Origin of the sequence: Methylobacterium sp. EM32, assembly GCF_040593685.1 — a bacterium.
Taxonomy (GTDB): Bacteria; Pseudomonadota; Alphaproteobacteria; order Rhizobiales; family Beijerinckiaceae; genus Methylobacterium.
Window position 1 is genome coordinate 1 of record NZ_JBEXZS010000173.1, and the last position, 24,306, is coordinate 24,306.

Here is a 24,306-nt window from a genome sequence, read left to right on the forward strand (position 1 = left end):
GATCCGACCAAGGCCTCGCTCCACACCAAAATGCAGATGGCTGGCTGGAACGACGATTTCCTGGAACGCCTCGTTCGCCATATGCGATAGCCCTGCCCGTTTGGGAGAGGGGTAGGGGTGAGGGTGGCTCGGGTTCAGAATAGAACTCAACCGTTGAGCTGCCAGCACTACGGCCTGAGCTTTATTGCGGAAGCCGAGCCACCCTCACCCCCGGCCCCTCTCCCACACGGGAGAGGGGAGGCGCGCCATTTCTTTTCCTCGGACAGCCCTGCCGCAGAGGGGGGAGGGGTCTGGCGCCGAGCGCCGCGCCCTCTCCGATAAAATCACTCCTCCGCGGCGTATCGCCCGTGGCAGTGCTTGTACTTCTTGCCCGAGCCGCAGGGGCAGGGCTCGTTGCGGCCGACGCGGCCCCAGGTCCCAGCATCGTCGGGATTGCGCTCCAGCACCGGCGCGTCGGCGGCGAGCGCCTGACCGGCGAACTCGTAGGCACCGCCGCCACCGCCAGCCGCGCCCTCGGCATAGGCGAACTCGTTCTCGCCGGTCACCGGATCGAGGTGCTGGGCGAACATCGGCGGCAAGCCCTGCGGCTCCGGCTCCTGGTACATGATCTCGACCCGCATCAGCTGGCCGGTCACCTGCTCGCGCAGGGAGCCGACGAGGCTGTTGAACAGGTCGAACGCCTCGGACTTGTACTCGTTGAGCGGATCGCGCTGGGCGATGCCGCGCCAGCCGATCACCTGGCGCAGGTGATCGAGGGTGACGAGGTGCTCGCGCCAGAGATGGTCGAGGCTCTGGAGCAGCACCTGCTTCTCCACGTAAGCCATCACCTCGGGCGTGTTGCGGGCGGTGCGCTCGGCGTAGGCCTCGTCGGCGGCCTTGCGCAGGCGCTCGCGGATCTCCTCGTCGGCGATGCCCTCTTCCTTGGCCCAGTCCTCGACCGGCACGTCGAGGTTGAGGTCGCGGGTCACGCTCTCGCGAAGCCCGGCGATGTCCCACTGCTCCGGATAGGCGTCCTCCGGCACGTGGCGCGCCACCACGTCCTCGATCACGCCCTGGCGCATCTCGTCGACGGTGTCGCGCACGCTCTCCTGCGCCATGAACTCGCGGCGCTGCTCGAACACGACCTTGCGCTGGTCGTTCATGACGTTGTCGTACTTGAGCACGTTCTTGCGCATGTCGAAGTTGCGCGCTTCGACCTTCTGCTGCGCCTTGGCGATCGCCTTGTTGATCCACGGATGGATGATCGCCTCGCCCTCCTCGAGCCCGAGGCGCTGGAGCATGCCGTCCATGCGGTCGGAGCCGAAGATCCGCATCAGGTCGTCCTGAAGCGAGAGGTAGAACTTCGAGCGGCCGGGATCGCCCTGGCGGCCGGAGCGGCCGCGCAGCTGGTTGTCGATGCGCCGGCTCTCGTTGCGCTCGGTGCCGACGATGTAGAGGCCGCCCGGCAGGGCCGTCTTGCGGCCGGCGGCCGGGTCGGCGGGCTCGCCGGAGGCCAGCACGCGCGCCCGGTTCTGCTCGATCTCGGCCTTGAGGCCTGCGATGCGGGCGTCGCGCTCCGGCCCCTCGGGGACGTTGGCGAGCTCCTGCTCGATGCGCATGTCGAGGTTGCCGCCGAGCTTGATGTCGGTGCCGCGGCCGGCCATGTTGGTGGCGATGGTGATCGCGCCCGGCACGCCGGCCTCGGCGACGATGTAGGCTTCCTGCTCGTGGAAGCGGGCGTTCAGCACCGCGAAGCGCTTGGTCACCCGGCCCTCGCGGGCCGCCGCGTAGACGTCCTCCAGGGCCGACGGGTCGCTGTAGTCGAGCGGCGTGTAGCCGTGCTTGACCAGCAGGCTCGCGAGGTGCTCCGAGCGCTCGATCGAGCCGGTGCCGACCAGCACCGGCTGCAGGCGCGCATGCGCCTTGTCGACCTCCTTGATGATCGCGGCGTATTTCTCGTCGACGGTGCGGTAGACCTCGTCGTCCTCGTCGACGCGCTCGACCTCCTTGTTGGTCGGGATCTCGACCACTTCGAGGTTGTAGATCTCCTGGAACTCGTCGGCCTCGGTCGAGGCGGTGCCGGTCATGCCGGCGAGCTTCTTGTAGAGGCGGAAGTAGTTCTGGAAAGTAATCGAGGCGAGCGTCTGGTTCTCGGGCTGGATCGTCACCCGCTCCTTGGCCTCGAGCGCCTGGTGCAGCCCCTCCGAGTAGCGCCGGCCGGGCATCATGCGGCCGGTGAACTCGTCGATGATCACCACCTCGTCGTTGCGGACGATGTAGTCCTTGTCGCGGGTGAACAGGGTGTGGGCGCGAAGCGCCTGGTTGACATGGTGGACCAGCGTCACGTTGTGGGCGTCGTAGAGATCGCCCTCCTTGAGGATGCCGGCCTCGCGCAGCAGCTCCTCGATGTGCTCGTTGCCGTTCTCGGTCAGCGAGACCGTGCGCTGCTTCTCGTCGAGGTCGTAATCCTCGCGCACGAGGCGCGGCATGATCGCGTCGATCGTGGTGTAGAGGTCGGAGCGGTCGTCGATCGGCCCCGAGATGATCAGCGGCGTGCGCGCCTCGTCGATCAGGATCGAGTCGACCTCGTCGACGATCGCGTAGTTGTGGCCGCGCTGGACCATCTGGCCCAGCTCATACTTCATGTTGTCGCGAAGATAATCGAAGCCGTACTCGTTGTTGGTGCCGTAGGTAATGTCGCAGGCATAGGCCGCCTTGCGCTCGACGTCGTCGAGGCCGTGCACGATGATGCCGGTCGTCAGCCCCAGGAAGCGGTAGACCCGGCCCATCCATTCCGCGTCGCGGCGGGCGAGGTAGTCGTTGACGGTGACGACGTGGACGCCCTTGCCCGAGAGCGCGTTGAGGTAGGTGGCGAGGGTCGCCACCAGGGTCTTGCCCTCGCCGGTCTTCATCTCGGCGATGCCGCTCTCGTGCAGCACCATGCCGCCGATCATCTGCACGTCGAAGTGGCGCTGGCCGAGCACGCGCTTGGCCGCCTCGCGCACGGTGGCGAAGGCCGGGACCAGGATGTCGTCGAGGGTCTTGCCGGCGGCGAGCTCGGCCTTCAGGGCGTCGGTGCGGGCGCGCAGGGCCTCGTCGGACAGGGCCGCCAACTCGGGCTCGAGGGCGTTGATGGCCTGGACGCGGGGTCGGTATCCCTTCACCCGGCGGTCGTTGGACGACCCGAAGATCTTCTTGGCAAGGGAACCCAGCATCGTGAACCTGCGATCGATCGTAACGGTAGTGGCGCGCGCCGCGGGCGCCTTATAGGCCCATATAGGGAGCCGTGCACCCAAAAGGCAGCGGGCGCGGGAGCACAACCGTGGCCGTGCTGCGAAAGACGGGGGGCGGAGGATGGATCCGCCGCTTGATTCCCGTCCCGGCACCGCTCTAGCTGCCGTTCCGACGACAGGAGAACGGCCGCACGGGCAACGAGGCGGCCGGGGAGGACGACATGACACGTTTGAGCCGGGCGCTCGCCCGCACCACCGCGCTCGTCGCGGGTCTCGCTCTCGCAGGCGCCGCGCAGGCGCAGACCGCGCAGAAGGGCGCCTCCGACGGCGTGGTGAAGATCGGCATCCTCAACGACCAGTCCGGCGTCTACGCCGATTTCGGCGGCCGCGGCTCGGTCGAGGCGGCGAAGATGGCAGTCGAGGATTTCGGGGGCAAGGTCCTCGACGTGCCGGTGCAGATCGTGGACGCCGACCACCAGAACAAGCCGGACATCGCCTCGAACATCGCCCGGCAATGGTACGACACAGACCGTGTCGACGCGATCATGGAGCTGACCACCTCCTCGGTGGCGCTCGCGGTGCAGGGCCTGTCGAAGGAGAAGCGCAAGATCACCATCGTCGATGGGGCCGCGACGTCCGACCTCACCGGCAAGCAGTGCACCCCGTACGGCTTCCACTGGGCCTACGACACCCACGCGCTCGCGGTCGGCACCGGCGGTTCGCTGGTCGAGACCGGCGGAGACACCTGGTTCTTCCTCACCGCCGACTACGCCTTCGGCTCGGCGCTCCAGGCCGACGTGACGCAATACGTGACCCAGAAGGGCGGCAAGGTGGTGGGCGCGGTGCGCCATCCGCTCAGCGCCCAGGACTTCTCCTCGTTCCTGCTCCAGGCGCAAGGCTCGGGCGCCAAGATCGTCGGGCTCGCCAATGCCGGCCTCGACACCTCGAACGCGATCAAGCAGGCGGCGGAGTTCGGCATCGTCCAGGGCGGCCAGCGCCTCGCGGCCCTGCTGTTCACGCTGTCGGAGGTGCACGGCCTCGGCCTCAAGGCGGCGCAGGGCATCGTGCTGACGGAAGGCTATTACTGGGACCTCGACGACCAGGCCCGCGCCTTCGCCAAGCGCTTCATGGCCAAGACCGGCAAGATGCCGAACATGATCCAGGCCGGCACCTATTCCTCGGTGCTGCACTACCTCAAGGCCGTGAAGGCCGCCGGCACCGACGACACCGACGCGGTGGCGGCCAAGATGCGCGAACTCAAGGTCGACGACTTCTTCGGCCGCGGCGGCACGGTGCAGGCCAACGGCCGCATGGTCCACGACATGTACCTGTTCCAGGTCAAGTCGCCGGCGGAGTCGAAGGCGCCATGGGACTACTATAAGCTGCTGGCGACGATCCCGGGCGACAAGGCGTTCCTGTCGGCCAAGGCGAGCGGGTGCCCGCTGACGCAGTAGTCGCATCCGGTACCGACCTCCGGACGGGCGTCGCCCTCCGGAGGCCGCAAGGCGTCAGCCGCGCCGCCCCGCCCGACGGACCGGCCCCGCGGTCCGTCCACTTCATTTCGGCGTCACCGGAATCCTGCGGTGCTCAGCACTTGTCGCCGATGTTGCAGGACTGGCCGCTCTGCGTCAGGATACCCCCGAGATCTGTGCAGGCTGCCCGGCTCTCGGTCGTACATGCCTGCTTCGCCGCCGTGCAATTGTCGTGCGTGTTGGCCGCACAGATGCGACTCGAATAGGTCGCAAGGACGTTGTTGCCCTTCTTGCACACGCATGATCCGGTGATGTAGACCGATCGCGCTGATGCAAGGCTCGATGTCGCTACTAGCATAGTGGTTGCCGCGAGCGTAATCATTAAGGATTTTCTCGACATCTTATCCTCCGGTTTCAGGCCGTGGCCGATTCGTCGGCGCGCTCGGCGCGGATAAGATCTTCTTGATTGCGGGCACGACATCAATGGCTGGATTTGGAAAAGATTATTCCTGATCGACATCGCACTGTGCTGCGATCACGCTTCGGCGTTCCGATTCCACAGGGCGGCAGGGTTGACCTTGCCTCGCACTGCGAGATCCTGCGGTCAGCCGCACGGCTCTCCCTCGCCCGGCGCGAGGCATGTCTGAACGAGGCCGTGCACGGAGTCGGCGTGGCTGCGGCTGTCGGCGCAAGCGCCGTCATCGGATGAAAGTGGGATCGATCGTTGGGGGAAGGGAATCCGGCCGAAGCGCGGACAGCCGTCACGATCGACCGTCGCGTGGGCTGGTCCGAAGGGCGTCGTCGTCTCGCTGCTTGCTTCGCGCCGGGAGAGGAGCCCTCCGCCGAGCTTCACGAGGGCCGGCGGCACGAGATCCGGAAAAAGGGGCCGCCGGACCCTCATCACGAGACGGGGCGCCGCTCCGGCGCCCCGTGCCGGATCACACGAAGAACTGGCCGCCGTTGATGGACAGCGTCGAGCCGGTGATGAAGCCCGCCTGCTCGCCGGCCAGGAACTCGACCGCGCGGGCGATCTCTTCCGCCTCGCCGAGGCGGCCGACCGGGATGTGCGGCAGGATCTTGGCCTTCAGCACCTCCTCGGGGATCGCCTTCACCATCTCGGTGCCGATGTAGCCCGGGGCGATCACGTTGACGGTGATGCCCTTGTTGGCGTTCTCCTGCGCCAGCGCCTTGGCGAAGCCGATCACGCCGGCCTTGGCGGCGGAGTAGTTGGTCTGGCCCATCTGGCCCTTCTGGCCGTTGATGGACGAGATCAGGATGATGCGGCCGTATCCGCGCGAGCGCATGCCGTCGATCAGCGGACGGGTGCAGGTGAACATCGAGTCGAGGTTGGTGCGGATGACCGCCTGCCACTGCTCGAAGGTCATCTTGTGGAACATGCCGTCGCGGGTGATGCCGGCATTGTTGACCAGGATGTCGATCGGGCCAAGCTCGGCCTCCGCCGCCTTGATGCCGGCCTCGCAGGCCGCGGCATCGCCGACGTCGAACTTGAAGACCGGGATCCCGGTCTCGCTCTTGAAGGCCTGCGCGGCCTCGTCGTTGCCGCCGTAATTGGCCGCGACCTTGTAGCCGGCGTCCTTCAGACCCTTCGAGATCGCAGCGCCGATGCCGCGCGTGCCCCCGGTGACCAGTGCGACGCGTTCTGCCATGTGCCCTCTCCTTGTGAGCGTTCGAGCGATCCGTCCCTCGGCGCGCCCCCGTGGTACTTTACGGAAGGCCGCCGTTCCACAACGAAGGCGGGTGCTGTCCCGCTTCTTTAAGTGCTAACTGTAGTGGAGCGGCCGGGCTCCCGGCCGCTCCTGGTCTCAGCGTAATATATCAGAGCGCTCTTACCGCTCGAGACACATGGCGACGCCCATGCCGCCGCCGATGCAGAGGGTGGCAAGGCCCTTCTTGGCGTCGCGGCGCTGCATCTCGTGCAGCAGGGTGACGAGGACGCGGGCGCCCGACGCGCCGATCGGGTGGCCGATGGCGATGGCGCCGCCGTTCACGTTGACCTTCGCGTCGTCGAAGCCGAGGTCCTTGTTGACCGCGAGCGCCTGGGCGGCGAAGGCCTCGTTGGCCTCGATCAGGTCGAGGTCGGAGGCCTTCCAGCCGGCCTTCTCGAGGGCCTTGCGCGAGGCCGGGATCGGGCCGGTGCCCATGATCTTCGGGTCGACGCCGGCGGTGGCCCAGGAGGCGATGCGGGCGAGCGGCTTGAGGCCGCGCTTCTCGGCCTCGGCCGCCGACATCAGCACCAGAGCGGCGGCGCCGTCATTGATGCCCGAGGCGTTGCCGGCGGTGACCGTGCCGTCCTTAGAGAAGGCGGGCTTCAGCTTGGCCATGCCCTCGGGGGTCGCGCCCTCGCGGATGTACTCGTCGGTATCGACCACCACGTCGCCCTTGCGGCCGGGCACGGTGACGGGGACGATCTCGTCCTTGAAGCGGCCTTCCTTCTTGGCGGCCTCGGCCTTGTTCTGCGAGCGTGCGGCGAAGGCGTCCTGCTCCTCGCGGGTCAGCTGCCACTGCTGGGCGATGTTCTCGGCGGTGTTGCCCATGTGGTAGCCGTTGAAGGCGTCCATCAGGCCGTCCTTCAGCATCGTGTCGACGAGCTTCAGGTCGCCCATCTTCTGGCCGCCGCGCAGGTACTGGGCGTGGGGCGCCATCGACATCGATTCCTGGCCGCCGGCCACGATGATGTCGGCGTCGCCGTTGGCGATCTGCTGCATGCCGACCGCGACGGTGCGGAGCCCCGAGCCGCAGAGCTGGTTGAGGCCCCAGGCGGTCTTCTCCTGCGGGATGCCGGCGGCCATGGCGGCCTGGCGGGCGGGGTTCTGGCCCTCGCCGGCGGCGAGCACCTGGCCGAAGATTACCTCGTCGACCTCCTCGGGGGAGACCTTGGCCCGCTCAAGAGCCGCCTTGATGGCGACCGCGCCGAGCTTGTGGGCCGGCACGGTGGCGAAGGCCCCGTTGAACGAGCCGACCGGGGTGCGGGCGGCGCCCACGATGACGATGTCTGACTTCTCGGCCATGCGCCTCTCCTTGACCCTCTCCCAGCGTCACGGGATGCCGTCGGCCCGCTTCCGGCGGCTCTCGTCCCGCGTGCTTTGGGGTGGATGAAAGCGTTGCCCTGCGCGAAGTCAAGGCGGGTACCACCGGTTCTCGCACTGGCAGCGCGGCCAGTTTGCGTGGACGGCGCGCAGATTGCTATTTTCGCCAGCACACGAAGGCCTTAAGGTCCGATCATGAGAACCGGTGAAAATTCGGCTCGCCCGGCGCCGTCCAGTTCCGGTCGGGTTCGCCAAGGGGTCGGCCAACAGGCTCGGCAAGAGGGAGGCCACGCACCGATGGCGGAGAGCGGCAAGTCGACACCCACCGTCATCAAGAAGTACGCCAACCGGCGTCTCTACCACACGGGCACCTCGACCTACGTGACCCTGGAGGACCTCGCCGCGATGGTGCAGGCCGGCGAGGATTTCGTGGTCTACGACGCCAAGTCGGGCGAGGACATCACCCGCTCGGTGCTGACCCAGATCATCTTCGAGCAGGAGAACAAGGCCGGCGCCGAGAACCTGCTGCCGGTGGCCTTCCTGCGCCAGCTGATCCGCTTCTACGGCGACAGCATGCGGGCGATGGTGCCGAGCTTCCTCGAATATTCGATGGACAACCTCGCCCGGGAGCAGGACGGCCTGCGCGAGAAGATGTCACAGACCTTCGGCCCCACCGCCTTCCAGCACGCCATGGAGGAGCAGGTGCGCGCCAACATGAGCTTCTTCAGCGAGGCCATGCGGATGTTCACGCCTTTCGGTGCGGGCGGGCAGCCCGGCGCCGGGGACAAGCCGGCCGAGACGCCGGTCCCCGCGCCGGCCGCCCCCAAGGGCGAGCTCGACGACCTCAAGCGCCAGATGGCCGAGATGCAGAGTCGGCTCGAGGCCCTGGCGAAGAAGTAGCGGGACGAAGCACGCGGGGGAGGGAACTCGGCAGGCGGCTTGCGGCGTTGGCTTGTCGTCACCTCGCAGGGCCGCCGCCATGTCCCAGTCCGATACGCCCGTCCCGGACCCGGACGCCCCCGGCCGGTCCCTCGTCCCGATCGGGGTTTCCGAGACACCCCGGGCCGTGCCGGCCCGGCCGCTCGCGACCTTCCTGGTCCAGCTGATCGACGGCCCGAGCGGAACCCTGCGGCCGTCGCGGGTCGACCGCTCGCGGGTGGCCTCGGCGCGGTACGCGGCCGTCGGGAGCCTCGACTGACGCGAGCCGGGTGAGGGGGCCGCTCCGGTCAGCCCGACGCTGCAACCGACTCCCGCTCCCCCACCCGCGGCACCAGCGCCATCAGCGAGCGCAGGGCCGGGCTCGCCTCTCCCGACCAGACCAGGTGCGTGCGGTTGAGCCGCAACGAGGCCGGAAGCGCGTGGCGGGCCACCGCGTGGCTCAGGACCGCGTGGTCTAGCACCTCCGCCGGTACGATCGCCGCCCCGGTTCCGGCGGCCACGCAGGCGACGATGGCGTGGTAGGAACTCATCTCCAGGATCCGCTCCGGCGAGCGGCCCTCGGCGGCGAGCCACTCGAACAGGCGCTGGCGATAGGAGCAGCCGTGCGGGAAGGCCACCACGGTCCGGGTCGCCTCACCCTCGTCCGCGCGCTTTGTAGTATTCTTGGCAGTATTCTTGGCCGTGATCAGCACCAGCTCCTCGTCGAAGGCCGGCATCGCGGACAGGGTGCCGCGCTCGAACGGCTCGGAGACGAAGGCCGCCTCGACCTCGTGGCGCTCCAGCTGGCGCAGCATCGCCCGGGTCGTGCCGGTCTGCAGCTCGATCGTCACGTCGGGATGGCGGGCATGGTACGCCGAGAGGATCGGCGGCAGCCGGGCGCCGGCGGCGCTCTCGAGCGAGCCGAGCCGCAGGACCCCGCGCACGCCGCCGCCGCGCAATTCCCGCTCGGCCAGATCCGCCAGCTGCAGGAGCTTCTCGGCGTGGCCGAGCAGGGTGCGCCCGGCCTCGGTGAGGGTCAGCGTGCGGCCCTCGCGCCGGAACAGGGCGACGCCCAGCCGCTCCTCGAACTGCTTGATCCGGGTGGTGACGTTGGACGGCACCCGGTTCAGCAGGCTCGCCGCCCGCGTCACCCCGCCCTGCCGCACCACGGCGCGGAAGATGTGCAGGTCGTCGAGATCCATCATTCTCATCGAGAGAATGATGCGTCACGAAAATTCATTTTTCAAGACGATGCGGCAGGTGTCTGATCGCCCGCATGAGCACCACCGACCTTCCCCTTGCCCGCCTCCCGAAGGCCGGCCCACTCGCGCCCTCGGCCAACGGCCCGATCGTCGCCGGCGGCATCCTCGCCCTCGCGGTGGCCATGGGCATCGGCCGCTTCGCCTTCACGCCGCTCCTGCCGCTGATGCTGCGCGACGGCGCCTTGAGCGGCACGGCCGGTGCCGAATGGGCGGCGGCCAACTATGCCGGGTACCTCGTCGGAGCGCTGACGGCGGCGTGGTTCTCGGGCGATCCGGGGCGGGGGCTGCGCCTGAGCCTCACCGGCGTGGCGCTGACGACGCTCGCCATGGCGGGGGCCGGCAGTCCCGCGCCGGCTGTCCTCGGCGCTGCCCTGCGAGCGGCGGCCGGAGTGTTCAGCGCCTGGGCGCTGGTCTGCGCCAGCGGCTGGTGCCTTGCCGAGCTCGCCCGTCGGCAGGCGCCGCGTCTCGGGGCCTGGATCTATACCGGCGTCGGCCTCGGCATCGCCCTCGCCGGCCTCCTCGCCTGGCTCGGCGGGCGCCAGCCGGCGACCCATCTGTGGCTCGAACTCGGGGTGGCGGCGGCGGCCGGCGCGCTGGCCGTCGGGGTCCTGTCGCGGGGGCAAGGTGCTGCGCCGTCGGGACCGGTGGAGCGCGAGGCGGTGGCCTCCGTCCGGGGCGTCGGGCAGGGCGGCCTCATCCTGTGCTACGGCACCTTCGGCTTCGGCTACATCGTGCCGGCTACGTTCCTGCCGGCGATGGCGCGGGAGCTGACCCCCGACCCGCTGGTCTTCGGCCTCGCCTGGCCGCTCTTCGGCCTCGCTGCTCTGGTCTCGGTCGCGGTCGCGGCCCGCACCCTCGCGGGGGTGCCGCGCCGGCGGCTCTGGGCGACGGCGCAAGGGATCATGGCCCTCGGCACCGTGCTGCCGCTCACGGTCCACGCCCTCTGGGCGGTCGCGGCCTCGGCGCTGCTGGTCGGCGGCACCTTCATGATCGCCACCATGGCGGGGCTGCAACTCGCCCGCGAGGCGCGCCCCGACGCGCCGACGCCGCTGCTCGCCCGGATGACCGCCGCCTTCGCGGCCGGGCAGATCCTCGGACCGCTCCTGGTCCGCGCCCTCGGGCCCGGGCGATGGGGGCTCAATGCCCTCGACCTCACCGGCGCGCTCGCGACGCTGCTCCTGGTGCTCACCGCCCTCTGGCTGTGGCGGGACGGCCGCGCCCCGGCCTGACGGAGCCCACAAACGAGAACGGCGCCCGCGAGGGGCGCCGTCATCCCGTGCCGGTCATCGGCGGCGCATTCAGCGCCGCCACGCCGGATCACGCGTCGGACTTGACCTTCAGCACCTGGCGACCGCGATACATGCCGGTCTTGAGGTCGATGTGGTGCGGGCGGCGCAGCTCGCCGGAATCCTTGTCCTCGACGTAGGTCGGGGCCTTGAGGGCGTCGGCGGAACGGCGCATGCCGCGCCGCGACGGAGAGGTCTTTCGCTTCGGAACGGCCATTGAAACTACTTCCCGTGCAACAAAACAGGCGCGAGGCCGCCCCGGGCGGAGCCGCCGCGCGCGTCGCGAACCTGTTCGGAGGGGGTCTATAGAGGAGGCGCGCGGCCCTGGCTAGAGGACAAGCACCAGAAAAACCGCCGCTCACGGCACAGATCCATTAAGCCGCCGTTCAACGGCGAAAACGCCATGATGCTCTTGCCGCTCGGGACACCAAAGCCCGGCCCCGCGCGCGACACGATCGGAGCGTCCCGATGATTCGCCTCCCCCGCCTGACCCGCGCCCTCGCCGTTGCCGCCCTGCTCGGCGCCGGCCCCGCTCTGGCCCAGACGCCTGCACCCTCGACCACTCCCACGACCCGCCCGGCCCCGGCTCCCACGGCGCCGGCGGCCCCGAAGGCCCCCGAGGCCCCGAAGGTGGCGCCCGCCGGCAAGACGGCCCTCATCGACCTCAACAGCGCCTCGAAGGAGGAGCTGGAGACCCTGTCGGGCATCGGCGCCGCGCGCTCCGAGGCGATCATCAAGGGGCGGCCGTATCGCGGCAAGGACGAGCTCCTGTCGAAGAAGATCGTCCCGTCGAACGTCTACGAGGGCATCAAGGACAAGGTCATCGCCCGCCAGAAGTCCTGACCCGTCTGATCCTTGCCGGCCCGGGGGAGGGGTGATAGGCGCCGGGGAGCCTTTTTCGACGCTTCCCGGACGCTTCATCCATGCCCCACCGCCTGCACCGCGGCGACCTGCCCGACGATTACGTGCCGGGCCCGGCCATCGCGGTCGACACCGAGACCCTCGGCCTCCAGCCCCATCGCGACCGGCTCTGCGTCGTGCAGATCTCCCGCGGCGACGGCGAGGCCGACCTGGTGCAGATCCCGAAGGGAGGCCCCGAGCCGGTGGTGCTCAAGCGGGTGATGGCCGATCCGGCGGTGACCAAGATCTTCCACTACGCCCGCTTCGACCTCGCGGTGCTCTTCCACCGCCTCGGCGTGATGCCGGGACCGGTCTACTGCACCAAGATCGCCTCGCGGCTCGCCCGCACCTACACCGACCGGCACGGCCTGAAGGACCTGGTGCGCGAGCTGATCGGCGTCGACCTGTCGAAGCAGCAGCAATCCTCGGATTGGGGCGCCGATACCCTGACCCAGGCGCAGATCGACTACGCCGCCTCCGACGTGCTCCACCTCCACGCCCTGCGCGAGCGCCTCGACATGATGCTCGCCCGCGAGGAGCGCACCGCCATCGCCCAGGCCTGCTTCGACTTCCTGCCGACCCGCGCCCGCCTCGACCTGCTCGAATGGGACGAGACCGACATCTTCGCGCATAGCTGAGGCGTCGGATCCGTGAGAACGGCGGGACGAAGCGTCGCCGTTCTGTTAACCTGCCGGCCATAACTTCGACACCGGTCCGGAGCATGAGGGGGCGCTGACGTCCCGCCGCACCCCGGCACGATGCAGGTGGCCACGACCTTGCTGCAAGCTTCCCCGCTCGATGCGCTTCCCTCCGCGGGCCTCGATCCCCGGCGCCTGCGCGCCCATGCCAGGGCGCGCCGCCACAGCGCCCAGGTGCGCTGGCTGCGGCGCGCGATCCCCCTCGGGGCTGTTGCTGCGGGGCTCGCCATCGTGGTCGGCACCTGGCTCAACCCCTTCGCCGATCTCGGCGTCTCGGTCAGCCTCGGGTCGATCGGCGTCTCGGGCTCGAAGGTGACGATGGAGAGCCCGCGCCTCTCAGGGTATCGCTCGAAGGACAACCGCCCCTACGTGGTCACCGCCAAGGCCGCGCTCCAGGACGTGCGCAAGCCCTTCGTGATCGAGTTGCAGAACATGCTCGGCCGCCTCACCACCGACGAATCGGGGGGGCTCGCCCATATCGAGGCGACGGCCGGGATCTTCGACACCCAGAAGGAGGCGCTGGAGCTGAGCCAGCACATCCGCCTCTGGACCGACAAGGGCCAGGAGGCCCGGCTGACCTCGGCCCATGTCGACTTCAAGGCCGGCGCGATGTCGTCGCGCGAGGCCGTGACCGTCACGATGCCGACCGGCTCGATCAAGGCCGACGGACTGGAAGTGACCGAGAGCGGCAAGACCATCTCGTTCGTCGGCAACGTCAAGGCGGTCTTCGCCAGCCACGCCCCTTCAGAATCCTCGGACGAGACTCCGCCGCTGCGGACCACCGAGGCCCAGATCAAGGACGATTGAGCCCGTGCGTCCCCGTCTCCCGGCCCGCATCCCGGCCCTCGTGGCGCTCGGCTGCCTCACCCTCGGCGCCCTCGCCCTCCCCTCCGTCCCGCGGGCCGAGACCCCGGCCGCGCCTGCCGCCAAGAAGAAGGAAGCCGGCTCCGGCTTCGGCGCCTTCGGCAGCGGCGGCGGCAAGGAGCCGATCAAGATCGACGCCGACCGGCTCGACGTGTTCGACCGCGAGAACAAGGCGGTCTTTGCCGGCAACGTCGTGGCGGTGCAGGGCGAGAGCACCATCCGCTGCTCCAGCATGACCGTGCATTACCAGCGCAAGGAGAAGGACCCGAAGGGCAAGGGGGGCGAGGCCAAGGCAGCTGAGGTCAAGCCCGACGCGAAGGCCTCCATTGCCCAGCCGGAGGCCAAGCCCGTCGAGAAGGCGGCGAAGGTCGAGGTGAAGCCCGAGCCCAAGGCGGAGGTCAAGGCCGAGAAGACGTCCGACCCGACCGACGGCAGCGCGATCCGCCAGGTGGTCTGCGCCGGCCCGGTCACGGTGGTGTCGAAGGATCAGGTGGCGAGCGGCGACAACGCGGTGTTCGACCGGGTGGCGAACCGCGTGGTGCTGACCGGCAACGTCGTCCTGAGCCAGTGCCAGAACGTCACCCGCGGCTCGCGCCTCGTCTACGACATGAATACCGGCCGGGCGAACATGGACCCGGTCGCGGGCGGTCGCGTGTCGGCGATGTTCGTGCCCGGCGGCAAGGATGACGGTGCCAAGGGCAAGCAGGCGGGGTGTGCGCAGCCGGCAGGGCAGGCGGGGAAAGCAGCGCCGAAGCCGAGGGGGTAGGCGGGGAGGCGATTGATCCCTGACAGATGCTCAGAGGTCTAAACGTGATTGGCTTGACGGCGCGAATGGCTGCTGAAGGGAGGAAGTTGATCTAACTGAAAGAGTTACGCAGGGCGGTCGCGAGCCCCGAGGGATTATCCCAGGCCATCGAATGTCCCGCTTCGGCAACGACCTCGACAGAGCAGCCATAGTATTGAAGGCTTTCGAAATCTGCATTTGGTAACGAACGGGCACCAAAAATCACCGTCTTTGGTATCATCATCTCGTAGAGCGTTTTGCGCCAACTGGGCGTAGACCCTGCTACCAACGAGCTTACTCCACGGTGGATCGCGTATGCGGCACTCCGAGACAGCGAACTGGCCCAGATTACATTGCCATTTGCTCGAGCGTTGTTGGCTGTTTCTTGGTGGCCGCGCATCACATAGTCATGTTCCGTCATTGACGCGATTTGCTTGCTGAACACGCCGCCCCCTGCATCAAGGTTCGGCTCCCCAAGCGCGATGCGGCGCACTTTTCCGCCAAGCTGGGCCGCCGTGGCGATTGCGATTGCTCCACCCATACTATGACCAAAGAGGGAAATTGGCTCTGAGCAGACTTCGGAGATGAAGCTCGCAAGGACTTTGGTGTGCTCTTCGATTGTGTAAGCAAATTCGATCGGGCGTTCGCTGAAGCCAGATCCAAGAAGATCGACCAGTATGATGCGCTTTCCGACAAGGCAAGGATCTGATGCGACGGCTGGATAGTCGCATGAGGATGCGCAGCCTAGCCCATGTATTAGAATGATCGGCGTTCCATCGCCTTGCATATCATGATACATCAGGTTGGCTGCCAGCCACGGAACCTTGAATGCCTTCACGGTGAATTCCTGTCAGAGATGTTGGCGAGAAAAATCAATTGTGTCCCTCAGGCATGGCCGCGCTGGGTCGAGAGGGAACCGATAAACGGTCAAGCTGATCGGTTTTAGGCTCGAACTCGGTTGCCGAGTAATTCTCTCCCGCACGGGGGAAAGGCACCGCGCGTCACTTTAAAATCATCTTGCAGAATGCGGCGGCCCGACGATCACCTCGCCGGGCCGCCTCATCCCGAGTTACGCCGACACCAACGGTGTCCCCGCCTCTGCCGTGCTGTCCGCCTCGACGGTCAGCACCTCCTGCCCCTGCGCCTCAACCACCGCCGCCGCCGTGATGTTGACGATGCCGCGCGCCGTCACCGACGGGGTCAGGATATGCGCAGGCCGGGCCGGCCCGAGCAGCAGCGGGCCGACCGGCAGCGCGTCGGCGAGCATCTTCGAGAACTGGAACGCGATGTTGGCCGCGTCCAGGTTCGGCATGATCAGCACGTTGGCCTCGCCCTTGAGGCGCGAGCCCGGCAGCACCTTGTCGCGGATCGCCTGCGACAGGGCGGTGTCGGCCGCCATCTCGCCGTCGACCTCGAGGTCGGGGGCGCGCTCGCGCAGCAGGTTCAGCGCCTGGCGCATCTTGCGAGAAGAGGCGGTGTCGAACGAGCCGAAATCGGCGTGGCTGACCAGCGCGATCTTCGGCGACAGGCCGAAGCGGCGGGCGGTGTCGCCGCAGGCGATGGCGACGTCGGCGATCTCCTCGGCGCTGGGATCGGGCCGCACATGGGTGTCGGCGATGAAGTAGGCGCCCTTCGAGGTGACGATCAGGCTGAGCGCCGCGAAGTCGCGGGCGCCGGGAGCCAGCCCGATGATGTCGCGGATCACCCGGAGCTTGCTCTCGAACCGGCCTTCGAGGCCACAGATCAGCGCGTCGGCCTCGCCGCGGCGGACGGCCAGCGCGCCGATCACCGCGTTGTTGGTGCGCACCAGCGTGCGGGCGCCGTCCGGCGTGATGCCGCGCCGCCCAGCGAGATCGATGTAGGTCTGGACGTAGGTGCGGTAGCGCGGATCGTCGTCCGGGTTGATCAGCTCGAAGTCCTGTCCGGCGCGGATCGCGAGGCCGAAGCGCTTCAGGCGGGTCTCGATCACGTTCGGGCGGCCGATCAGGATGGGCTTGGCCAGCCCCTCCTCGACGATCGCCTGGACGGCGCGCAGCACCCGCTCGTCCTCGCCCTCGGCGTAGACGACCCGGCGCGGATCCTCCTTGGCCGCGGTGAAGACCGGCTTCATGATGAAGCCGGACCGGTGCACGAACCGGTCGAGGGATTCGGCATAGGCCTGCACGTCCGGCAGCGGCCTCTTGGCGACGCCGGTATCCATCGCGGCCTGGGCGACGGCGGGGGCGATGCGCAGGATCAGCCGCGGGTCGAACGGGCTCGGGATCAGGGAGTGGGGGCCGAAGGGCCGCGCCTCGCCGCCATAGGCGCGGGCGACGACGTCGGACGGGGTCTCGCGGGCGAGCCCGGCGATCGCCTTCACCGCCGCCGCCTTCATCTCCTCGTTGATCGTGGTCGCCCCGACATCAAGCGCCCCCCGGAAGATGTAGGGGAAGCACAGGACGTTGTTGACCTGGTTCGGGAAGTCCGACCGCCCGGTGCAGATCATCGCGTCCGGCCGCTTCTCCTCGGCCAGCGGCGGCATGATCTCCGGATAGGGGTTGGCCAGCGCCAGGATCAGCGGCTTCTCGGCCATCCGCTCGAGCATGTCGGGCTTCAGCACGCCGCCGGCCGAGAGGCCGAGGAAGACGTCGGCGCCCGGGATCACTTCGGCCAGCGTCCGCGCCTCGGTCTCCTGGGCGTAGACCGACTTCCAGCGGTCCATGAGCTTCTCACGGCCCTTGTAGACCACGCCCTCGAGGTCGGTGACGAAGATGTTTTCGCGACGGGCTCCGAGGGAGACCAGCTGGTTGAGACAGGCGAGCGCCGCCGCGCCGGCGCCCGAGGTCACGATCTTGACGTCGGCGATCCGCTTGCCGGCGAATTCGAGGCCGTTGAGGACGGCGGCCGCCACGATGATCGCAGTGCCGTGCTGGTCGTCGTGGAAGACCGGGATGTTCATCCGGGCCCGGCAGCGCTCCTCGACCTCGAAGCACTCCGGCGCCTTGATGTCCTCCAGGTTGATGCCGCCGAAGGTCGGCTCCAGGGCGGCCACCACGTCGACGAGCTTGTCGACGTTCTTCTCATTCAGCTCGATGTCGAAGACGTCGATGCCGGCGAATTTCTTGAACAGGACCGCCTTGCCCTCCATCACGGGCTTGGAGGCGAGCGGGCCGATATCGCCCAGCCCGAGCACCGCGGTGCCGTTCGAGACCACCGCGACGAGGTTCTGACGCGCCGTTAGGGTCGCGGCCTCCTCGGGGTCGGCGGCGATCGCCTCGCAGGCGGCGGCGACGCCCGGCGAATAGGCGAGCGCGAGGTCGCGCTGGTTGCCGAGCGGCTTGGTCGGCTGGATCTCCAGCTTCCCGGGTCTCGGATGACGGTGATAGAACAGCGCGCCGCTCTTCAGATCGTCCGAAATGTTGCTGCTCACCGCGTTCTCTCCCCGGATCGCCCGAACGCTCGGGCCCGCCGCCTCGCCCGCGACTCACGACGGTGACCGCGGGTGAAGGATTTCCTGCACCGCCTGCGGCAGGGGCGCAACCCTCACAACGAGACCCGCCTGCATCTGGCCAAGCTCGCCGTCCGCTACGGCTTCCGGATCGGCCCCTACTCCTACGGCAGGCCGAAGATCCGCTTCCCGGAATCGGGGGCGCGACTGTCGATCGGCCCCTATTGCTCGATCGCCGACAAGGTCGAGATCCTGCTCGGGGGCAACCACCGCACCGACTGGGTCTCGACCTATCCGTTCGCGGCGATGCGCGGCCTGTGGCCGGACCTCGACGCGCCGGAGGCGTACCACGCCTCACGGGGCGACGTGGTCATCGGCGCCGATGTCTGGCTCGGATCCGGGTGCCTGATCCTGTCGGGCGTCACGGTCGGCCCGGGCGCCGTGGTGGCGGCCCGCGCGGTCGTCACCCGCGACGTGCCGGCTTACGCGATCGTCGCCGGCAACCCGGCCCGGGTGATCCGCCACCGCTTCCCGCCGGAGACCGTGTCGGCCCTGGTCGAGACCGCCTGGTGGGACCTGCCGCCGGAGCGGGTGCGGGCCCTGGTGCCGTTGCTCCAGAGCGGCGAGGCCGAGGCGCTGGTGAGGGCCCTGAGGGGAGAGCCGGTCAGCCGATGATCCAGCTGGCGGCGAGGCCGGCGGTCGCCGCGAAGGTCACCGCCACCGTCGCCCAGCCGAGGATCGTGACGAGCCGGCCGTTGACCCGCTCGCCCATCATTCTTCGGTCACTGGTCATCAACATCATCAGGCAGAGGAGCGGGGGCACCGAGACGCCCTGCACGATGCCCGACCAGACCAGCGCCCGCATCGGGTTGAAACCGAAGAAGTTCAGGCCGACCGCCACCGCCGTCACCGCGGCGATGGTGCCGTAGAACAGCTTCGCCTCGGAGGGTTTGGCGTGCAGGCTGCCCTCGCGGCCGAGGCCCTGGACGAGGTCGTAGGCCGCGCCCGTCGTCATCACCGGCACCGCCAGGAAGCCGACGCCGACGACGCCGAGGGCAAAGAGGATCTTGGCGCCGGAGCCGGCGAGGGGTTCGAGGGCCGAGGCCGCCTGCGCGGCGCTGTCGATCGCGGTCTGGCCGGCCGGATGCAAGGTCGCGCCGGTCGATAGGATGATGAAGTAGAGGATCATGTTCGAGAACAGCATCCCGGTGATCACCTCGCGCCGGGTGCGCCGCAACTCGGCGTCGGTGGCCCCTTTGCGCTGGCGGAGCGTGTGGCGGCCCTGGCCGATCTCCTCCTCGACCTCCTGGTTCGACTGCCAGGTGTAGATGTAGGCCGAGAGCGAGGTGCCGATGCAGGCGACGATCATCGCCAGCGCGTCGCTGTCGAGGGTGAGATGCGGCACGAAGGTGCGAGACAGGACCTCCGCCGGATCGGGCCGTGCCAAGATCGCGGCGGCGACGTAGGCGAAGAGTGCGAGCGCCAGCCAGCGGAAGAGGCGGCGCAGGAGCGCGTAGGAGCCGAGGATCTGGAAGGCCAGGATCACGCCTGCCGCGACCGTGACGATGAGCGGGACCGGCAGCGGCACCAGCAGGTTGAGGGCGGCCCCGATGCCGCCGAGATTGGCCGCCGCCTCGATCACGTTGCCGGTAAAGGCGCCGAGCACCGCCGGGTAGAGGACCCAGCGCGGGTAGCGGTCGCGCACGGCCGCGAACAGGCCCTTGCCGTAGACTTGGCCGAGCTTCGCCGAGACGTAGACCACCACCACCATCATCGGCAGCAGGACGGGGGCGATCCACAGGAAGCCCAGGCCGAACTTCGCACCGGCGCTGGCATAGGTGCCGATCGCGGACGGATCATCGTCTGCCGCCCCGGTGATGACACCCCCGCCGACGAGGCGTAGGAGGCTGGGTTTCTTGCGGGATTCGGGGGCCGGTTCGTCGGGGGCAGGCGAGTTCGCTGTGTCGGCTCGCGCGCGGGAGCGAGGTTCGGGTGCGATCATGCTCCCTCGGAGTATCTGATGTCCGAGGACCCAACTGCCGGAAGCGATCCGGGTTCGCGGGACGGTGCGCCGTCCTACCCTGGGGGTGACACGACCGCCCCGCTCCGGCAGGGTCGCCCTTGCCCCCCCCGCGAAGGACGCCGATGAGCCGCCGCCCCGATCCCGCGCCCCGCCGCGCGCTCCCGACCCGCCGCGAGGCGGTGGAGGCGGCGCTCTCCCACCTCGCGCCGCGGGTGCCGGAATTCGAGGCGGAGGCGATCGTCGACCGGGCGCTGGCGAGCCCAGGCCTGCGCGGTGCAGCGCCCGAGACCGCCGCCTGGCTCGGCATGGTCGCTTACGCCCGCCACGTCTTCACCGAGTACGATTCCCTCCTGGAGGAGGGCTACGACCAGGACAGCGCCCGCCATTTCATCCTCGACGATCTCAACGGGGTGCTCGCCGAGTGGGGCGTGCGGCGGCGTATCGGCGAGGATGAGGAGACCCCCGGAGGCGAGCCGGCGTGACCGTTCCTATATGACCGATCACACGCCGCCCGACTGCAAAGCCCGATGACCGCCCCGATCGCCGACGTCCTGATCCCGCTCGCCCTCGACCAGGCCTACAGCTACGCCGTGCCGCCCGAACTGACGCTCGCGGAGGGCGACGTGGTGCAGGTGCCGCTCGGGCCGCGGGAGACCGTGGGGGTGGTGTGGTCCCTGCGCGACGGCGCCGGCTCGAACCTGCGGCGCGTCACCGGCCGGATCGGCGTCGAGGCCCTGAGCCCGGCGCTCCGCCGCCTCGTCGAGTGGATTGCCCGCTACACCCTGGCGCCGAAGGGCTCGGCCCTCGCCATGGCGCTCCGCCTGCCGGAAGAGAGCCGCACCGAGACCGCCAAGGTCGGCGTGCGGGCGACCGGGATGCCGCCGAGCCGGATGACCCCGGCGCGGGCCAAGGTGGTGGCGGTGGCGGCCGACGGCGTGGTGCGGGGCAAGCGGGCGCTCAGCCTCGAGGCCGGGGTCAGCGCCGGCGTGGTCGACGGCCTCATCGACGACGGCGTGCTGGAGACCGTGGCGCTGGCGCCCGAGCGGGTCGCCGAGCCGCCCGATCCCGACCATCCGCACGACGCCCTCTCCGAGCCCCAGGCCGAGGCGGCCCGCGCGCTGATCGCGACGCTGACCGCGCCGCCGGCCGGGGGAGGCGAGGCCGGGGAGGGCGGCGTGACGCTCCTCGAAGGCGTGACCGGCTCGGGCAAGACGGAGGTCTATTTCGAGGTCGTGGCCGAGGCCCTGCGCCGGGGCGTGCAATCCCTGGTGTTGATGCCGGAGATCGCGCTCACCGCTCAGTTCCTCGACCGCTTCGCCAAGCGCTTCGGCGTGCGGCCCGCCGCCTGGCATTCCGGGATCGGCGGGCGGCGGCGCGAGCGGATCCGGGCCGGGGTGGCGTCGGGCGAGGTCCAGGTGGTGGTCGGCGCGCGCTCGGCCCTCTTCTTGCCGTTCCGGAAGCTCGGCCTGATCGTCGTCGATGAGGAGCACGAGGGCGCCTACAAGCAGGATGATGGCGTCTGCTACCACGCCCGCGACATGGCGGTGGTGCGCGGCAAGCTCGAGAACGCTGCCGTGGTGCTGGCCTCCGCCACGCCCGCGATCGAGACCCGGGTCAATGCCGAGCGCGGGCGCTACCGCCGGGTGGTGATGCCCGAGCGCTTCGGCGGACGGCGCCTGCCGGAGATCCGCGCCATCGACATGCGGGGCGAGAAGGTGCCGCGCGGGCGCTACCTGTCGCCGAGCCTCGTCTCGGCAATCGCCGAGACCAATGCCCGGGACGAGCAGGCGCTCCTGTTTCTCAACCGCCGCGGCTACGCGCCGCTCACCCTGTGCCGGGCCTGCGGCCACCGCTACCAATGCCCGAACTGCTCGACCTGGCTCGTCGAGCATCGCTTCCGCCGGGCGCTGGTCTGCCACCATTGCGGCCATGCCGAGCGGCGGCCCGAGGCCTGCACGGAGTGCGGCACCTTCGACAACCTGACCGCCTGCGGGCCGGGCGTCGAGCGCATCGCCGAGGAGGTCTCGGCCACCTTCCCGGACAAGCGGGTGATCGTGCTGTCGAGCGACTTTCCCGGCGGGGCCGAGCTGCTGCGGGCCGAGCTCCAGACCGTGGCCGAGGGCGGCTGCGACATCGTCGTCGGCACCCAGCTCGTCGCGAAGGGGCACAACTTCCCGCACCTGACGCTCGTGGGCGTGCTCGACGCCGATATCGGGCTGACCTCCGGCGATCCCCGCGCCGCCGAGCGCACCTTCCAGCTGCTCCAGCAGGTCACGGGCCGGGCTGGCCGCGGCGAGAAGCCGGGCCGGGCCCTGGTCCAGACCTACCAGCCCGAGCACCCGGTGATCTCGGCCCTCATCTCGGGCGACGCCGAGCGCTTCTACGCCGAGGAGACGGCGGCGCGCGAGGTCGCCGGCCTGCCGCCCTTCGGGCGCCTCGCGGCACTCGTCATCTCCTGCACCGACCGCGAGGCCGCCGAGGCCCATGGCCGGGCGCTGGCCCGCGTCGCCGAGCCGCCGCCCGGCGTGATGGTGCTCGGCCCCGCCGAGGCGCCGCTGGCCCTGGTGCGCGGCCGCTACCGCTTCCGCCTGCTGGTCAAGACCGAGCGCGAGATCGACCTCCAGGGTTACCTGCGCGACTGGCTCGCCCGGGGGCCGAAGGTCCGGGGCAATCTTCGGGTCGGGATCGATGTCGATCCGCAGAGTTTCCTCTGAGGCGAGCGGCGTCGGCGATCCCGGCTCTCTTCCTAGAAATGACTGAACGAGCCGGTGCGGAAGCTCCGAGCCGCGCCGTCGGCCCCGCGGAGGACCGGCGGCGCGCTGCCCTCCGTCACCGTGCCGATCACGGTGAGCGGCACGCCGGCCCGCGCGGCCGCCGCCTGCAGGGCCGGGACCTGCGCCGGATCGGCGGCGCAGAGGATCTCGTAATCGTCGCCACCGGTGAGCGTGGTGTCGAGGAGGTCGGGCTTCACCGCCAAAGCCGCCCGGGCCGCGTCGGAGAGCGGCACCGCGTCGACCGCGATCTCGGCGCTCAAATCCGCCGACCGCATCATCTTGGCGAGGTCGCCGACGAGCCCGTCGGACACGTCCATCGCCGCGCGGGCATGGGCCCGCAGGGCCGGCGCGAGGGCGAGGCGGGGCTGCGGATGCAGGTAGCGGTCGACCAGGGCGGTGCGGGCCGGGAAGGACAGGGCCTCGCCCCAGGAGGCCGCCGGCTTCTGCCGGAGCCGCAAGCCGAGCGCCGCGTCGCCGATGCTGCCCGAGACGAGGAGTCGGTCGCCGATCCGCGCCGTGCTGCGGCGCACCATGGTGCCGGAGGGAACCTCGCCGAGGGCGGTGATACCCAGCAGCGTGGGACCGGCAGCCCGCACGGTGTCGCCGCCGAGCAGCGGGCAGCTCGCCAGGGCCGCAGCCTCGCTCAATCCGGTGCAGAATTCGGAGAGCCAGGATTCGTCCCACTCGTCCGACAGGGCGAGCGTCAGCAGGAATCCCCGCGGCTCCGCCCCTTTGGCGGCGAGGTCGGACAGGTTCACGCCGAGCGCCTTGCAGGCGATCGAGGCCGGTGGGTCGTCGGGGAAGTAGTGCACGCCGGCCACCACCGCGTCGGTGGTGAGCACGAGGTCGTGGCCCGGGCTCGGCGTCAGCAGGGCCGCGTCGTCGCGCAAGCCCAGCCCGCCCGCGCCGGCGAGCGGCGCGAAGTAGCGGGCGATCAGCTCGTCTTGCGTGGGGCGGGGGAGATAGGGGCGTGCCATCGCGGGGGCGGTCTCGCGGCGAGGGACGGGGTGGCGGGCGACGCCGTTCCCGGCCCGAGCCTCAGTCGACAGCTAGACCCGTGGCCGGGACATCGCAATGATCGAATGACGACAGACGAGGATTTTCCGTGCGCTCGCACCATCCTGCCTAATCCGAAGGATAAGGCCGAAGATCCGGCATGGTCTCGCCTTACCCGGCCCGCGAGCCCTTGTTGAAATCGTCCGGGCGCACCGCGCGGCCGACCTTGTCGAGCACGGCGTTGACGAGGCCCGGCTCCTCGCCTTCGTAGAAGCTGTGGGCGACGTCGACGTATTCGGAGATCGCCACCTTCACCGGCACGTCGCGGCGGAACATCACCTCGTAGGCACCGGCGCGCAGGATCGCGCGGACCACCGCCTCGAGCCGGCGCAGGGGCCAGCCGGCGGCGAGCGCCGCGTCGAGGCGCTGGTCGATCGCCCGCTGCTCCTCGACGGTGCCGCGCAGGAGGTCGCGGAAGAAGGCGGTCTCGGCCGGCGGGTGCTCGACCTCGTCGATCACCTGGCCGATCCAGAACGCCTCGAACTCGGCGAGCGCGTCGATCACGCCCTTGCCGGAGATCTCCATCTCGTAGAGGGCCTGGACCACCGCGAGGCGGGCGCCGCTGCGCTCGGCGGGCTTCATC

At 69.5% G+C, this 24,306-nt stretch carries 21 protein-coding genes; 11 read left to right on the forward strand and 10 right to left on the reverse strand.

Annotation, left to right across the window (positions count from 1 at the left end; all coding sequences use genetic code 11):
• Positions 1-323 precede the first annotated feature (323 nt).
• Entirely contained in the window at positions 324-3,194 is a 2,871-nt protein-coding gene (secA, locus tag ABZT49_RS22675; protein WP_355289185.1) for a preprotein translocase subunit SecA, read from the reverse strand.
• A 239-nt stretch (positions 3,195-3,433) separates the two neighbouring features.
• Here secA and ABZT49_RS22680 point away from each other — a divergent pair, with 239 nt between their 5' ends.
• Positions 3,434-4,666 carry an ABC transporter substrate-binding protein gene (locus ABZT49_RS22680; protein ID WP_355289187.1) on the forward strand — a complete coding sequence of 411 codons (1,233 nt, stop codon included), beginning with the start codon at positions 3,434-3,436 and terminating at the stop codon, positions 4,664-4,666.
• A 956-nt stretch (positions 4,667-5,622) separates the two neighbouring features.
• Here ABZT49_RS22680 and phbB read toward each other — a convergent pair.
• Positions 5,623-6,351 (reverse strand): acetoacetyl-CoA reductase, encoded by a 729-nt coding sequence (gene phbB / locus ABZT49_RS22685; RefSeq protein WP_355289189.1) that lies wholly within the window; start codon positions 6,349-6,351, stop codon positions 5,623-5,625.
• A gap of 180 nt (positions 6,352-6,531) precedes the next feature.
• Positions 6,532-7,713: an acetyl-CoA C-acetyltransferase gene (locus tag ABZT49_RS22690; RefSeq protein WP_355289191.1), complete on the reverse strand. Its 1,182-nt coding sequence runs from the start codon at positions 7,711-7,713 to the stop codon at positions 6,532-6,534.
• Positions 7,714-8,028: 315 nt separating this feature from the next.
• On the opposite strand from ABZT49_RS22690, the gene phaR reads away from it, so the two are divergent.
• Positions 8,029-8,631: a polyhydroxyalkanoate synthesis repressor PhaR gene (gene phaR / locus ABZT49_RS22695; protein ID WP_355289193.1), complete on the forward strand. Its 603-nt coding sequence runs from the start codon at positions 8,029-8,031 to the stop codon at positions 8,629-8,631.
• Positions 8,632-8,710: 79 nt separating this feature from the next.
• The gene (locus ABZT49_RS22700) at positions 8,711-8,929 is read left to right on the forward strand and encodes a hypothetical protein (RefSeq protein WP_355289195.1); all 219 of its coding nucleotides are present in this window, start codon (positions 8,711-8,713) and stop codon (positions 8,927-8,929) included.
• Between the two features lie 28 nt (positions 8,930-8,957).
• Here the strand turns inward: ABZT49_RS22700 and ABZT49_RS22705 are convergent, their stop codons facing one another.
• Positions 8,958-9,851: a LysR substrate-binding domain-containing protein gene (locus ABZT49_RS22705; RefSeq protein WP_355289197.1), complete on the reverse strand. Its 894-nt coding sequence runs from the start codon at positions 9,849-9,851 to the stop codon at positions 8,958-8,960.
• Between the two features lie 74 nt (positions 9,852-9,925).
• Here ABZT49_RS22705 and ABZT49_RS22710 point away from each other — a divergent pair, with 74 nt between their 5' ends.
• Positions 9,926-11,140: a YbfB/YjiJ family MFS transporter gene (locus tag ABZT49_RS22710; protein ID WP_355289199.1), complete on the forward strand. Its 1,215-nt coding sequence runs from the start codon at positions 9,926-9,928 to the stop codon at positions 11,138-11,140.
• An 88-nt stretch (positions 11,141-11,228) separates the two neighbouring features.
• Here the strand turns inward: ABZT49_RS22710 and rpmF are convergent, their stop codons facing one another.
• Positions 11,229-11,414, reverse strand: coding sequence for a 50S ribosomal protein L32 (rpmF, locus tag ABZT49_RS22715; protein WP_048425702.1), 186 nt, complete (start codon positions 11,412-11,414; stop codon positions 11,229-11,231).
• A gap of 251 nt (positions 11,415-11,665) precedes the next feature.
• On the opposite strand from rpmF, the gene ABZT49_RS22720 reads away from it, so the two are divergent.
• The 4 genes from ABZT49_RS22720 (at position 11,666) to ABZT49_RS22735 (ending at position 14,425) form a co-directional block, all read left to right on the forward strand.
• Positions 11,666-12,040: a helix-hairpin-helix domain-containing protein gene (locus ABZT49_RS22720; RefSeq protein WP_355289202.1), complete on the forward strand. Its 375-nt coding sequence runs from the start codon at positions 11,666-11,668 to the stop codon at positions 12,038-12,040.
• 80 nt (positions 12,041-12,120) lie between these two features.
• The gene (locus ABZT49_RS22725; RefSeq protein ID WP_355289203.1) at positions 12,121-12,735 is read left to right on the forward strand and encodes a ribonuclease D; all 615 of its coding nucleotides are present in this window, start codon (positions 12,121-12,123) and stop codon (positions 12,733-12,735) included.
• 120 nt (positions 12,736-12,855) lie between these two features.
• On the forward strand, positions 12,856-13,602 hold the full coding sequence (gene lptC, locus ABZT49_RS22730; RefSeq protein WP_407943549.1) for an LPS export ABC transporter periplasmic protein LptC: 747 nt from the start codon (positions 12,856-12,858) through the stop codon (positions 13,600-13,602).
• 4 nt (positions 13,603-13,606) lie between these two features.
• A complete protein-coding gene (locus ABZT49_RS22735) occupies positions 13,607-14,425 on the forward strand; it encodes an LptA/OstA family protein (protein ID WP_407943550.1) in 819 nt (272 codons plus the stop codon).
• A 91-nt stretch (positions 14,426-14,516) separates the two neighbouring features.
• On the opposite strand, the gene ABZT49_RS22740 is transcribed toward ABZT49_RS22735, so the two are convergent.
• Together ABZT49_RS22740 and ABZT49_RS22745 are read right to left on the reverse strand one after the other, a co-directional pair.
• Positions 14,517-15,281, reverse strand: coding sequence for an alpha/beta hydrolase (locus ABZT49_RS22740; protein ID WP_355289207.1), 765 nt, complete (start codon positions 15,279-15,281; stop codon positions 14,517-14,519).
• Between the two features lie 231 nt (positions 15,282-15,512).
• A complete protein-coding gene (locus ABZT49_RS22745) occupies positions 15,513-17,852 on the reverse strand; it encodes an NADP-dependent malic enzyme (protein WP_355289209.1) in 2,340 nt (779 codons plus the stop codon).
• A gap of 84 nt (positions 17,853-17,936) precedes the next feature.
• Here ABZT49_RS22745 and ABZT49_RS22750 point away from each other — a divergent pair, with 84 nt between their 5' ends.
• A complete protein-coding gene (locus ABZT49_RS22750) occupies positions 17,937-18,545 on the forward strand; it encodes a CatB-related O-acetyltransferase (RefSeq protein ID WP_355289290.1) in 609 nt (202 codons plus the stop codon).
• Here the strand turns inward: ABZT49_RS22750 and ABZT49_RS22755 are convergent.
• Positions 18,535-19,872 carry a divalent metal cation transporter gene (locus tag ABZT49_RS22755; RefSeq protein ID WP_355289211.1) on the reverse strand — a complete coding sequence of 446 codons (1,338 nt, stop codon included), beginning with the start codon at positions 19,870-19,872 and terminating at the stop codon, positions 18,535-18,537. The two genes, ABZT49_RS22750 and ABZT49_RS22755, sit on opposite strands and share 11 nt — an antisense overlap.
• Before the next feature lie 143 nt (positions 19,873-20,015).
• On the opposite strand from ABZT49_RS22755, the gene ABZT49_RS22760 reads away from it, so the two are divergent.
• A complete protein-coding gene (locus ABZT49_RS22760; RefSeq protein ID WP_355289213.1) occupies positions 20,016-20,375 on the forward strand; it encodes a DUF2293 domain-containing protein in 360 nt (119 codons plus the stop codon).
• Positions 20,376-20,420: 45 nt separating this feature from the next.
• Positions 20,421-22,607 (forward strand): primosomal protein N', encoded by a 2,187-nt coding sequence (locus ABZT49_RS22765; protein ID WP_355289215.1) that lies wholly within the window; start codon positions 20,421-20,423, stop codon positions 22,605-22,607.
• A 32-nt stretch (positions 22,608-22,639) separates the two neighbouring features.
• Here ABZT49_RS22765 and thiL read toward each other — a convergent pair whose 3' ends face one another.
• Both thiL and nusB read right to left on the reverse strand, forming a co-directional pair.
• Positions 22,640-23,644: a thiamine-phosphate kinase gene (gene thiL / locus ABZT49_RS22770; protein ID WP_355289217.1), complete on the reverse strand. Its 1,005-nt coding sequence runs from the start codon at positions 23,642-23,644 to the stop codon at positions 22,640-22,642.
• Positions 23,645-23,834: 190 nt separating this feature from the next.
• Positions 23,835-24,305: a transcription antitermination factor NusB gene (nusB, locus tag ABZT49_RS22775; RefSeq protein WP_093564234.1), complete on the reverse strand. Its 471-nt coding sequence runs from the start codon at positions 24,303-24,305 to the stop codon at positions 23,835-23,837.
• Position 24,306: the final 1 nt, after the last annotated feature.

Coding starts and splice junctions, on each gene's coding strand:
- secA (WP_355289185.1), bottom strand. CDS start 3,194: ATGCTGGGTTCCCTTGCCAAGAAGATCTTCGGGTCGTCCAACGACCGC.
- ABZT49_RS22680 (WP_355289187.1), top strand. CDS start 3,434: ATGACACGTTTGAGCCGGGCGCTCGCCCGCACCACCGCGCTCGTCGCG.
- phbB (WP_355289189.1), bottom strand. CDS start 6,351: ATGGCAGAACGCGTCGCACTGGTCACCGGGGGCACGCGCGGCATCGGC.
- ABZT49_RS22690 (WP_355289191.1), bottom strand. CDS start 7,713: ATGGCCGAGAAGTCAGACATCGTCATCGTGGGCGCCGCCCGCACCCCG.
- phaR (WP_355289193.1), top strand. CDS start 8,029: ATGGCGGAGAGCGGCAAGTCGACACCCACCGTCATCAAGAAGTACGCC.
- ABZT49_RS22700 (WP_355289195.1), top strand. CDS start 8,711: ATGTCCCAGTCCGATACGCCCGTCCCGGACCCGGACGCCCCCGGCCGG.
- ABZT49_RS22705 (WP_355289197.1), bottom strand. CDS start 9,851: ATGGATCTCGACGACCTGCACATCTTCCGCGCCGTGGTGCGGCAGGGC.
- ABZT49_RS22710 (WP_355289199.1), top strand. CDS start 9,926: ATGAGCACCACCGACCTTCCCCTTGCCCGCCTCCCGAAGGCCGGCCCA.
- rpmF (WP_048425702.1), bottom strand. CDS start 11,414: ATGGCCGTTCCGAAGCGAAAGACCTCTCCGTCGCGGCGCGGCATGCGC.
- ABZT49_RS22720 (WP_355289202.1), top strand. CDS start 11,666: ATGATTCGCCTCCCCCGCCTGACCCGCGCCCTCGCCGTTGCCGCCCTG.
- ABZT49_RS22725 (WP_355289203.1), top strand. CDS start 12,121: ATGCCCCACCGCCTGCACCGCGGCGACCTGCCCGACGATTACGTGCCG.
- lptC (WP_407943549.1), top strand. CDS start 12,856: ATGCAGGTGGCCACGACCTTGCTGCAAGCTTCCCCGCTCGATGCGCTT.
- ABZT49_RS22755 (WP_355289211.1), bottom strand. CDS start 19,872: ATGATCGCACCCGAACCTCGCTCCCGCGCGCGAGCCGACACAGCGAAC.
- ABZT49_RS22760 (WP_355289213.1), top strand. CDS start 20,016: ATGAGCCGCCGCCCCGATCCCGCGCCCCGCCGCGCGCTCCCGACCCGC.
- ABZT49_RS22765 (WP_355289215.1), top strand. CDS start 20,421: ATGACCGCCCCGATCGCCGACGTCCTGATCCCGCTCGCCCTCGACCAG.
- thiL (WP_355289217.1), bottom strand. CDS start 23,644: ATGGCACGCCCCTATCTCCCCCGCCCCACGCAAGACGAGCTGATCGCC.
- nusB (WP_093564234.1), bottom strand. CDS start 24,305: ATGAAGCCCGCCGAGCGCAGCGGCGCCCGCCTCGCGGTGGTCCAGGCC.